Origin of the sequence: Paenibacillus sp. NRS-1781 (assembly GCF_050467745.1) — a bacterium.
GTDB lineage: Bacteria > Bacillota > Bacilli > Paenibacillales > Paenibacillaceae > Paenibacillus > Paenibacillus terrae_A.
The window spans coordinates 68,852-80,977 of sequence record NZ_JBITPI010000034.1; the positions used below are offsets into that span (position 1 = coordinate 68,852).

Annotated in this window: 8 protein-coding genes; 7 read left to right on the forward strand and 1 reads right to left on the reverse strand. The window is 40.2% G+C overall.

Going from position 1 to position 12,126, the window contains the following annotated elements:
- Positions 1-94: 94 nt before the first annotated feature.
- Together ACIFO6_RS13180 and galU are read left to right on the forward strand one after the other, a co-directional pair.
- Positions 95-3,520 carry an SNF2 helicase associated domain-containing protein gene (locus tag ACIFO6_RS13180; RefSeq protein WP_430041090.1) on the forward strand — a complete coding sequence of 1,142 codons (3,426 nt, stop codon included), beginning with the start codon at positions 95-97 and terminating at the stop codon, positions 3,518-3,520.
- A gap of 124 nt (positions 3,521-3,644) precedes the next feature.
- Complete coding sequence (galU, locus tag ACIFO6_RS13185) at positions 3,645-4,526, forward strand: UTP--glucose-1-phosphate uridylyltransferase GalU (RefSeq protein WP_430041092.1); 882 nt, start codon at positions 3,645-3,647, stop codon at positions 4,524-4,526.
- Positions 4,527-4,613: 87 nt separating this feature from the next.
- Here galU and ACIFO6_RS13190 read toward each other — a convergent pair whose 3' ends face one another.
- Positions 4,614-7,070: a Wzy polymerase domain-containing protein gene (locus ACIFO6_RS13190; RefSeq protein ID WP_430041093.1), complete on the reverse strand. Its 2,457-nt coding sequence runs from the start codon at positions 7,068-7,070 to the stop codon at positions 4,614-4,616.
- Between the two features lie 176 nt (positions 7,071-7,246).
- Between ACIFO6_RS13190 and ACIFO6_RS13195 the strand changes: the two genes are divergently transcribed.
- Genes ACIFO6_RS13195 through ACIFO6_RS13215 form a run of 5 tightly spaced genes read left to right on the forward strand, consistent with a single transcriptional unit; the run spans position 7,247 to position 12,043 of the window.
- Positions 7,247-8,665, forward strand: coding sequence for a class I SAM-dependent methyltransferase (locus ACIFO6_RS13195; protein WP_430041094.1), 1,419 nt, complete (start codon positions 7,247-7,249; stop codon positions 8,663-8,665).
- Between the two features lie 46 nt (positions 8,666-8,711).
- The gene (locus tag ACIFO6_RS13200) at positions 8,712-9,647 is read left to right on the forward strand and encodes an NAD-dependent epimerase/dehydratase family protein (RefSeq protein WP_430041096.1); all 936 of its coding nucleotides are present in this window, start codon (positions 8,712-8,714) and stop codon (positions 9,645-9,647) included.
- 14 nt (positions 9,648-9,661) lie between these two features.
- Positions 9,662-10,438, forward strand: coding sequence for an ABC transporter permease (locus ACIFO6_RS13205; RefSeq protein WP_404580874.1), 777 nt, complete (start codon positions 9,662-9,664; stop codon positions 10,436-10,438).
- A gap of 14 nt (positions 10,439-10,452) precedes the next feature.
- Positions 10,453-11,184, forward strand: coding sequence for an ABC transporter ATP-binding protein (locus tag ACIFO6_RS13210; RefSeq protein ID WP_404580873.1), 732 nt, complete (start codon positions 10,453-10,455; stop codon positions 11,182-11,184).
- A gap of 31 nt (positions 11,185-11,215) precedes the next feature.
- Positions 11,216-12,043: a glycosyltransferase gene (locus tag ACIFO6_RS13215; protein WP_430041097.1), complete on the forward strand. Its 828-nt coding sequence runs from the start codon at positions 11,216-11,218 to the stop codon at positions 12,041-12,043.
- Positions 12,044-12,126 lie beyond the last annotated feature (83 nt).

The following is a 12,126-nucleotide window of genomic DNA, read 5'->3' on the forward strand; positions in this document are numbered from 1 at the left end:
GAGACCCTCAGTAGCCTGCAAGCCTTTATTCACGCTCACTACTTCATTTGGGGTATAAACAAGTTTTTATAGTATATATAAGGAGGACACGCAAATGAGTCATTTTACATTACAGGATGTACGTGACATTTGTGGAACATCGGCATACAACAAAGGGAGAGAATATTTTGACAAGGGCAAGATTGTATCTTTGAAAAGCAATGCATCATGCACCCGTATAATAGCTGTAGCCAAAGGGAGTCGGAATTATCAGGTCAGCGTCGATCTGGATGAATTCGGCCTGGATGCTGAATGTGCCTGCCCCGCCTATCAAAACAGCTATTATCAGGAGGGGTGCAAGCATATTGCTGCTGTGCTGATTGCTGTACATCGGATCATCAAGGCTGGAACCGTGAGCCAAATTATTGTACCTGATTATAAATTGGATGTTTCCACAGCGGAACAACCTAAACCAACCTCCATTTTTGGGTCTAATTCTCTTTTGACAGTTCCGTCTTCCGCAACGTCCAGTTCTCGTTATAACGCTGAATCGTCACGCCAGACATCCTATCGCACTGCGGATCAGCTGATGGAATTGTTCAGACAGGCAGGTGCAGGTCTGTTGCAAGCAGACTCAGAATATACAAGCATCCACAGAGAGCAGCTTCAGGTCGAATATATTTGTCATGTAGAGGATAGTTCATATCGTGGTGAACAGATTAGTATAGAGATGAAAATAGGTGCGAAGCGGGCTTATATTGTGCAGAAGCTGAGAGCATTTTTGAACAGTGTGGAAAAAGGCGAGTCTCTTCGCTTTACCAAGCTGTTTTCTTACGATCCTGCAACGCAGTGTTTTTCTGATACAGATCGGCAACTACTCGAATTGCTGATTGACATCAAAAATGGTGAACAGATGTACCAGAGACTACTGAATCCCTATAGCATCGGGGAGGCTTCTCCGGGCAATTCTCGTGCGTTGCTCATACCACCCATGAACTGGCCTGAGGTGTACAAGCTGCTTCAGCATTGTGATTCTGTTACCTGGGAAGGGACGGGGACACTGGGGAATGCCCAGATGGCAGCTCCTGATGAAACTTTGCCGATAGAGTTTGACGTCGTTTCAGGCATGAGCGACAGCTATAAGCTGAATGTCAAGGGGCTGAATGAAACAGCATTGCTGTCTTCCTACGGTTTGGCCGTTACTCGGGGACGGATTTTTGAGGAAAATCCGGTGAAGCTAAAACAACTTTCCAAAATGAGAGATACTCTCTCTGCCTATGGGAGCGAGAATAGTGTGGATATATCCGCAGCCCAGATTGAGCTTTTCGTGCAGCAAACGCTGCCTGTGTTGCGCAAAACAGGTAAGGTGAGTCTCGACAAGCGGGTCAGAGAACGGATTGTCGAGCCTGTATTGGTGAGTAAAAGCTTTTTGGATAGAGACGATGACAAGCTGTTTGTGCGAATTGAATTTGATTATGAGGGCACTCTTTTGAATCCGCTGGATAAAGCAGGCCTGCAACGCACCCATAGCAAGACCATTTTGATACGAAATATGGAAGGTGAGAATCGAGTGCTGCATGCGCTGGAGTCTTCACGTATGCGTAGGAACGGATCACGATGGATCGCAACAACCGATGATGAAGTATATGACACTTTGTATCACGTCCTGCCTGAGCTTGAGGAGTTGACGGAAGTATATATTTCGCAGTCAGCTCGCAACATTCGCTATAAGCAACAGAGTAGACCCAAAATCAAAGCAGAGCTTACGAGTGAGTTGGACTGGTTCAACGTATCCTTTGAATTAGAGGGTATGAACCAGCAGGAATTGCGGGATATCATGTTTGGCATTATGGAAAAGAAAAAATATATTCGTCTGCGTGGAGGAGCCTTCCTGTCATTGGAGGGGGAGGAATATGCAACTTTTGGGCGTATAGCTGAGGAACTGAGTGTCAAGCGGGCTGACGTGAAGGGGGGAACGGTGAAACTGGCCACCTTGAAAGCTCTCCAATTGTCTGACGATAGCCAAGGCGCAAGCTCATTGCGTATTGGCAAGCATCTGCGCCGCTTTTTGAATCGGTTGCGACATCCAGAGCGGCTGGATTATGATCTGCCAGAATCACTGTCCGAAGTGCTGCGGGACTATCAGGTACAGGGTTTTCAATGGCTCAAGAATTTGTCATCCTTCCGCTTTGGCGGGATTTTGGCAGATGATATGGGATTGGGGAAAACGCTGCAAACGATTGCCTATATTCGTTCCGAGTTGGACTGCAAGACAGGGAACGAGGCACAGATAGGCAAGCCGCTCGCTTCTAATCACTCACCTGGTCCTGTATTGGTTGTTACCCCCGCCTCCCTTACATACAACTGGGAAAACGAGTTTAAACGTTTTGCCCCGGACATTCGTGTAGAGGTTGTTGCTGGAAAGAAAGAGCAACGTAGCGGTTTGCTTGCCACAGCAGAGGGAGAGGTAGGGCCAGAAGTAGTTATCACCTCATATCCGCTTTTACGGCGTGATTTTGAATGGTATGAAGGCAAGACGTTCAGCATTCTTATCCTGGATGAAGCGCAGGCAATCAAAAATGCCGGCTCCCTAACCGCACAATTGGTCAAACAACTGTCAGCTTCACACCGTTTTGCATTGACGGGTACACCGATTGAAAATTCGCTGGAGGAGCTGTGGTCTATCTTTGATGCTGTATTTCCGGCTCTGTTCAGCGGACGTAAAAACTTCAGGGACATCCCGCGAGAACAGCTTGCACGTGTAGTGGCTCCCTTCATCCTGAGACGTCTGAAAAAGGATGTGCTGGAGGAGCTACCGGAAAAAATTGAAACTGTTCAGCGTTCCGAGCTGTCTGACGAACAAAAAAAGCTGTATACGGCATTTCTTTCCCAGCTACGGAATGACACAATCCAGGATCTTCAGACAGATGGTTTTCAGAAGAGTCGGATGAAGATTCTGGCTGGTATTACTCGCCTGCGTCAGTTGTGCTGTCACCCCTCACTATTTGTAGAGGACTACCAGGGTGCTTCTGGCAAGCTTGAACAACTTCTGGAGATTGTGGCCGATGCCCGCGCCAACGGCAGACGAATGCTTATCTTTTCCCAGTTCACTAGTATGCTGAAAATGATCCTTCCAGCGCTGGAAGAGAGGGGGACAGGCGTGTTTTACCTGAGTGGCAGTACCCCCGCACGTGAACGCGTGAACATGTGCCGACGCTTTAATGAAGGGGAGAATGACGTGTTCCTGATCTCACTTAAGGCAGGAGGAACAGGCCTTAACTTGACGGGAGCAGACACTGTTATTCTCTACGATCTGTGGTGGAATCCTGCCGTCGAAGAGCAAGCGGCCAGTCGTGCTCATCGTATGGGCCAAAAACGAGTTGTTCAGGTTATACGACTGGTCGCCGAGGGAACCATTGAGGAAACCATGCTGGAGCTTCAGCAACGAAAGAAGGATCTTATCCAGGATATCCTTGATCCAGTAGATGGCGCGTCTTCAACGCTCACGGAGGAGGACATTCGGCAACTACTGAGGGTGTAGGGCTGGATTATAGAGTCCAATAGATTCGTGGGAATTTGGCATATACTATTAAATGAATCCACCTTCCTGTTATAATCATAGAAGTATATCTATCCGTTATATTGAAGACAAAGGAGATTAACCCATGAAAATCCGTAAAGCGATTATTCCTGCTGCGGGATTAGGAACCCGTTTTCTACCAGCTACCAAAGCGATGCCTAAGGAAATGCTTCCGATTGTAGATAAGCCAACCATTCAATATATTATCGAAGAGGCTGTAGCATCTGGGATTGAAGATATTATTATCGTTACTGGTAAAGGTAAAAGAGCGATTGAGGATCATTTTGATTATTCATTTGAGCTGGAGCATAATCTGGCCGCCAAGGAAAAATGGAATCTGCTCAATGAGGTGCGCAAGCCATCAGAAATGGCAGACATACACTACATCCGTCAAAAGGAGCCCAAAGGTTTAGGTCACGCTATATGGTGTGCACGTAAATTCATAGGGGATGAGCCTTTTGCTGTGCTTTTAGGTGATGACATCGTTGAGTCTGAGAATCCATGTCTCAAACAGATGATCGACGTTTTCGACGAGTATCAGCGCTCTGTTGTAGGTGTAAAGCAAGTGGATTGGAACGAGGTTCATCGTTACGGGATTGTTGAGGGCCATGCACTTACCGCCAAAATCTCGGAAGCAGAACGTCTGATAGAAAAGCCGAAGAAGGAAGAAGCAACCTCCAACCTGGCGATCATGGGACGCTATATCTTGACGCCCGATATTTTTGATATCCTTGGGCAGCAATCCGCTGGAGTAGGCGGGGAGATTCAGTTGACGGACGCATTGTCCAAACTGGGTGAAAGGAATCCGATCCTGGCCTACGAATTTGATGGAAATCGCCATGACGTTGGAGAAAAGCTGGGGTTCATTGAAACAACCATTCATTACGCTCTGCAGCATGTTGAGATTAAAGATGAAGTACTGGCTTATATGAGACAGGTTATTGATGATATTGATCAACAAAAATAGGACGTAGCTTCAATATGTTCTTTCTTGCTTAGTATGAAAAAGAGACTGCCAAATGATGTGATATCATGGCAGTCTCTTTGTATTGCTCTATTTCTCTGATTTCAACTGATCAAGTTGCTCTTTCTCCTTCGGATCAGCTTTTATCAGCTTATCGTACAAAGCCTTGTCATCCTGCCCCTGCTGTTGAAGGGCAGCAACGTAATAGCGAGCCACCTCACGATTCGTAGCAATACTCAGGTCGTCCTTCAAGCCGTTTTTGAGAATGTTGGCAGCCTCTGCAGGCTTACCTGACATGAACTCAATTTTGCCAGCATTGAGCGCAATGCTTGGGGTTACTTCAAAAGTACGTGTCAATTGGATTTCAGGTGGAACCGTCTTAATATGAGCTATCCCATCCAGAACCTGCTGGTAAGCAGCAAGACCTGCCTGGAAATATTTTCGCTCCTTGGCGGTGTCCTTTTGCTCACGTGCCTTATCACCAAGAGAATAAGCTTGAGTGATCAACATATTGTACCAGTCATTGTCCCATCTAAAGTTGGAGATGTTATTTTCCAAAATGCTGAGGGCCTGCTCATTCTCACCCTTTATTTGTAAAAGGTTAATTTTGGAGCTATACATGAATTTATTATACGGTTCTGCTTTCAGGCCCGTATTTAGCACCTCTATTGCAGCATTATAAAATTCCTCTTTTTTCGTTTGCTGATACACACTCTTGTACAGTGCAGCCAGTCTTATAACCGAATCCGGATGTGTAGGACGAAGTTCAAGATCTTTATTAATAGCATTTTGAATTTCCTCAAATGATGTGCTGGCTGCCATGATCTGTTTGGCATATGTGGCAGCATTAGCCGATTGCACGAAGCGAAGACCTGCAAATAGCAGCACAATGCTCAGGATACCAATGACTGCACTGTATGTGATCCGGAAACCGGAAGCGCTCATGGATAGGCGTTTAAGCGGCTTGCTATCCATAGCAGCGGCCATACCACCAAGACTCATAAATACCAGTATGCCCATGAACACGTAACTGAGATTAAAGTCCAACAAGCTATGAAGTAAGATCGAGAGTGCCAAAATAAGATACAGAAAGTGAGAATCCCGATCTTCATCATTTTGTCTAATATAGCTACGAATATATTTGTAGAAAATATATAAGATGAATGACATGAAAATCACGAAACCGAGAATACCCACTTCAACTAAATACTGCATGAAAAAGTTATGGGCCTGACGGCTAGTATAAGGATAATCTTGATACTTTTCATACAAAGTAGCCCAACCGCCACCACCGGTTCCAATGACAGGGTGATCTTTAATCAATTTGGCAGCATCCTGATAGAATACAAGCCGCTCCAGTACACTATGCTGGCGGAAGTTGATGTTTTCTAACCGGACCTGGACGTTATCAGGCAATACATTGCGCAGGCCAGTTCCAATAAACAGAAAAGCCAGCAAGCCAATCACCACAACTGATCCGACAGGCAGCCACAGGTTGGATAACTTCCGGGAGGTCCAGCCTTTGAGGGCATTCTCCAGCTTTGGTGCCAGATAATGCTCAACAAGCCACAGTACGACAGCAACAGCAAGGGAGACACCAATAAGTAATCCCCAAGCCTTGGCCGCCTCTCCGCCGTTGTAGGTCTTATTGAGTTGTAATCCCATATTTGTAATCGGAGTCAAGATAGATATTGATGCTACACCTGCAATGGCGCAATGTAAAATCCATATAATCTGGCGTGCAGGTTTAAAGAAAAGCAAGAGCAGCACGAATACGACTGGCAGCATAACCAGACCGCCCCGTGACAGGGTCAGGAATAGCGAGACCAGAATTGGCACCAACATGAAGCCATGAGTAGCTTTGCCATACCATGATTTTGATTTCATCAGACAAAAAACGGCAGCGAATAGGAAAGCCATTAGAAAGGCGGCATATGTATTCGCATATTGAAACACTGATGTCAGCCGGAGCCCATTTGAATCTGTCATGACTGCATTGGTATAGCGGTCATTATACACATATTGGCTAAGCCAGCCCACCAGCTTGCCGGCAAGTACCCACTGTCCGAACCAGTTGATAAAGCCAAAGCCGACAATGACATAAGCAATGGTCATAATCACATTGTGAATAATCTTATTGCCTAACCGATCCTGAAGTAGATAAATTGAGATGATAAACAGAGCGGCATATATGCACTGCACTACTACCATATTCATTGCGAGATAATGAGAAGCTGCTGAAATTAGCGAAAGCACATAAGTCAGGGGAAGCAGCAGTACCAATACAGCCAGCCAATCCCTTTGCTCTTCCAGCTTGAATTTCTTATAATAGGTTAAGATTCCTAAAATCAATAGAATCGTGCTGATGATCAAAGCCCAATATAGTGGCTTCTCAAAATCGAGCATTTGTCCATTAAAAAGTGCAGCCTGGAAGGGGGCCCAAGCTAAAAACAAAATCATCCCAACAATTAACACCCAAAATATAGCCGGCCTTTTATCGTCACGGGTCGACGTTTTGGCCTGTTTCCCGTATACTGGATTCGACAAGGTTTACAATCTCCTTTTCTTGTAGATACGTCAATATTTTAGCATAAAAATTTGCTTCTACATAGCTATGCTCCTAGACAGTGTAGATAATGATAGAACTTGGGGACATTTGTGTCCCATCTATACTAAACTTTATTAAAGGTAGATCTGTTCAAATAACGAGGATATTATGCTTAATGATTGTATTGAAAAATAAAGCTCTGCTTGGAGATGGGGTTAACTTTATGTTAAAGAAAATAGCAAAAAAAATTCCACAATTAAACAAGATAGTCGATGAGAGAAATAGATATGCTCTTGATAGCGAAAAAAAATATGAGAAGATTTTAGAATTGGAACGTATTAACGCAGACTTAGTGTCTAGAATTGCATCGGATAGGAGCCTCAAAGATGACTTGTTGAAGCAAAATGAAATTGTTAACTGGAAGTGTAAAGCGAAAAGGCTTGAAAATCAAATTTCAAGCTATTTAGACGGGGACGGGAGTATCATAGATCATTCCTTCATTAGACTTGCAGAAGATCAACATGTTGTTGCGTTCATTCCAGTTGAGCTACTTTTCACAGAAGACAAAATTACGGCATATTCCAAAGTGGATCAAATAACGGCGGACTGGAAGCATCAAAACACAGTTTGGGAAAATATTAATTTGGTTAGATTAAAACCTCATCGGGACCTGATGAATTTTTTTAAAGGCCTTGAAAAGAGCCCTGATGCCTATATTAAATGGTTTGAAAACTTATTTTCTTCAAGAGGGCTAATTGCGGAATCTTCAATAGCTGTAATAGATAGACGTCATAGAGAATTTCAATGCATGAGCAAGGAGCTAAATAAAGGAATTGATTTTTTTACTGATAATCCAATAGAGGTCAGATGGAATCCTAGCGGTTATTTTAATATAATCGATGGTCACCATCGCGCAATGTTTCTTTACTGTTCTGGAATGAGGTTGATTCCAGCAAAAGTTAGCGTCCAAGAATTTATAAATTGGATAAATAAAGAAAAAGCTTTGGAATGTCTTGAATTAATTAATGATCAGGTAAGAAGCGAGTTTTATACACCTATTTGTAATCCGTATTTTTATGATAGGCCTGCTTATCGTGATAATTCGTATAAATCAAGATTAGACCATATACTTGAATTTTTCAATTCGAAGAGGTTTAGTAATTATAAGATCTTAGATATTGGTTCAAACCTAGGATATTATTCACAATTTTTTAGTAGAGAAGGAGCAAAAGTTACTGCTTTGGAACCTGATAAACAACACTATGATTTAGCAAAATTATTAACGGAGCTTACACATACAAATATTACGTTACTTCAAGATAAAATTGAAGAGTATGAAACGAGTGAAACTTACGATGTTGCGATATTTTTAACTGTTTTTTATCATTTTTTCGAAGACAAAAGAGAACTTATTATCAAGAATCTTGATAAGTTGATCACTTCATTTATTATCTGGGAATCTGGCGATAATCCTCAAATGGAGATCGATTACATTACTCAGAACTCTAAATTTACTTATTACAAACAGATTGGCGACACATATGGGACGGATAAAATTAGGGAGTTGGGTATTTTTTCTGTGAGTCCTTTTTGAGTAATAATGAGCGCATAAAGTACAATTTTGTTATGGAGTGATTGATATGAAGATACTAATAACTGGTGGGGCAGGATTTATAGGGTCAACTGTTGCTGAACAATTGCTAAATTTAGGCCATAATGTTTTTGTGATTGACAATTTATCTACTGGTCACTTAAGCAATTTAGATGAAAGAGCTGTTTTTTTTGAAGCTGATATTAAATCTGACCAACTGAATAACTTATTCAATCAGATTAAGCCTGATCAAGTATTACATTTTGCGGCTCAAGTAAATGTGAATAGATCGATTGAAGACCCTTTGCTGGATGAGGAGACTAATATTAAAGGAACAGTTAACATACTGGAAAATTGCAAGAAGCATGGTGTTAAAAAGATTATATATGCTTCTTCTGCGGCGGTTTACGGTGTTCCTCAAAACTTACCTATTGCTGAGAATCATACTATTGACCCTATCTCTTTTTATGGTATATCCAAGTTTGTACCTGAACAGTATATCAAAACTTATGCTGCTCTTTATGGATTTAAATATACTATTTTAAGGTATTCTAACGTTTTTGGACCTAAACAAGATCATGTTGGAGAAGGAGGAGTAGTCTCTATTTTCATAAACAAGATGTTAAAAAACGAATCTCTTATTATTTATGGTAATGGAGAGCAGACAAGAGATTTTATTTACGTCCAAGATGTTGTTAATGCTAATATCGCAGCTATTGATAGCGAGATTAATGGGGTATTTAATGTGAGTACAAATACTACAATTAGTTTGAATGAACTTGTGAGGATTATGTCCGAGTTTAATTCTAAAAAAGTAGAATTGACCTATCAAGAAAATAGAGTAGGGGATATTATCCATAGCTGTCTTGATAATAGTTCGGCTATTTTGCATCTTAGCTGGAAGCCTAAATACTCTTTAGAAGAGGCATTGAAAGAAACTTTTGATTATTACAGAAGCGAAGCATTTAATAATGAGTTTGTATGATGAGAGGGCTTTTAATGAAAACTTATTGGCAAAATTTTTCGAAATATAGATTTCTTCTACGTGAATTAGTTGTTAATGATATTAAGCTAAGATATCGGAAATCTGTTTTGGGTATTGTTTGGAGCGTGCTTCATCCTCTATTGATGATGTTTGTTCTTACGATGGTTTTCTCTAACTTGTTCAAAAGTGATGTTCCGTATTTTCCGGTATATGTTTTTACAGGTAGAATTATATGGGATATGTATTCACAATGCACGAGCATGTCTATGAATTCAATTGTAGGAAACGCATCCCTAATAAAAAAAGTATATATTCCTAAATATATTTTCCCTCTTGCTAAATGTCTATCAACATTGGCCAATTCAGGATTCTCGTTAATAGCTTTATTGGTTGTTATGCTATTTGTAGGTGTGAAAATAACTCCTGTGCTTCTATTGGTTCCATTAGCTATATTTTACGTTTTCTTATTCGCGACAGGAGTAGGTTTATTGTTGTCTGCCTATACAGTGTTTTTCAGAGATATTAGTTATTTATACGAAGTTTTGCTGACGGCTTGGATGTACTTCACTCCATTATTTTATCCTGCATCTGTACTTCCTGAGAATTATCAGTTTATCTTTTATATAAATCCGTTATACTATATGGTTGATTTTTTTAGGCAGATTGTAATGTATCAAACTTTTCCGAGTATCTATGAAAATATGATCTGTTTCTTGTTCGGATTTATTACTTTTATCGTTGGCTTTTATGTTTTTTATAAGAAACAAGATAAATTTATTTTACATGTATAGTAGGGAGAAAATTAATGAAGGAATCTATTATAGAGGTCGAAAATGTTTCCATGTTGTTTAATTTGAGCTCGGAAAAAATTGATAACTTCAAAGAATACTTTGTAAAGTTAGTTAAAAGACAATTGTTTTTTAATGAGTTTATTGCTCTTGAAGATGTGTCATTTAAAGTGGAGAAGGGCGATGTCTTAGGTCTTGTTGGGTTAAATGGTGCAGGGAAAAGTACACTCTTAAAAATTATTGCGGGAGTACTTAAACCTACAACGGGAAGTGTTTCTGTTAAAGGTAATATGGCACCGTTAATAGAGTTAGGCGCCGGTTTTAATCTTGATCTTTCTGCAGAAGAGAATATTTATCTCAATGGTGCAGTGTTGGGATACTCTAGAGACTTTATGAAATTGAAATACAATGAGATTGTTGATTTTTCTGAACTGCATGAATTTATGAATGTGCCTATAAAAAATTATTCTTCGGGAATGATTGCCAGGCTGGCGTTTTCAATCGCAACTATAATTGAGCCTGATATACTTATAGTAGATGAAGTTTTAGCCGTTGGTGACTATAAGTTTCAGGAGAAGTGTAAAACTAAGATAAATAGTTTGCTTAGTAGAGGAACAACGGTATTATTTGTTTCACATTCTTCTGCACAGGTAAAAGAGATTTGTAATAAGGCGATCTGGATTGAAAAGGGCAAAGTCAGAATGGTAGGTACGGCTGATGAGGTAGTTGATCAATACTCAATGGTCTAATGTCAAAGAGTTGTTTTAGAGGAGTGATTGAGTGGAAGCTAAAGTAGCCATCATTATGAGAACCAAAAACAGACCTATCTTATTAAAACGTGCAGTTCAGAGTGTCATGAATCAGACCTATGGCAATTGGGAGATTCAATTGATTAATAATGGTGGTGACATTAAGCAACTTCAACATCTTCTAAAACAATATAGTTCTGATCTTCTTAGAAAAATAAAAGTTAGTCATACTAAAAAAGATTTATATATGGAAGTTGCTACAAATATTGGCTTAGCTAATAGCCAAACTGAGTTTGTTACTTTATTGGATGACGATGATACATGGAGTCCTGATTTTTTGAGTATTTGTATAGAAAATCTAGAAAAAAATATAGAATATGATGGAGTTATAACTTCAACCTATCTAATTCATGAAGAAATATCCAATGAAAAGATAATCCAGAAGTCTAAAGTTGTATTTAACCCAAACCTAAAAAAGTTGACACTATTAAAAATTGCAAAAGGCAACTTGTTTACTACAAATTCTTTTGTATATAGAAGAGACTCTTTGGTTGGAGTTGGCAATTATAGAGAGGATTTACCTGTTTTGGGTGATTGGGAATTTAACATTAGATTTATTATGAATTGTAATGTGGGGTTTATAGCCGAACCGCTTTCTAATTATCACAAAAGAATTATGGATGGAAAATCAAATTATAATAATTCGAATTTAAAGCAGCATATTCAGTATGACTACAAAATAAGAATGGAATATTTTCGTAGGGGCTTTAAAAACAGACGTTTTATGTTGGGTTTTACAATGTTATTGTTTTGGTTCATCAATTCATTTAAGAGATTAGTAAAAAAAATAATTTATTAGATCCATTCTTAATAAACTCTGAATATAAATAGTAAGTAGGCGGTGTAATGGACAGAGAAGTAAAGGTATCAGTTATTGTACCA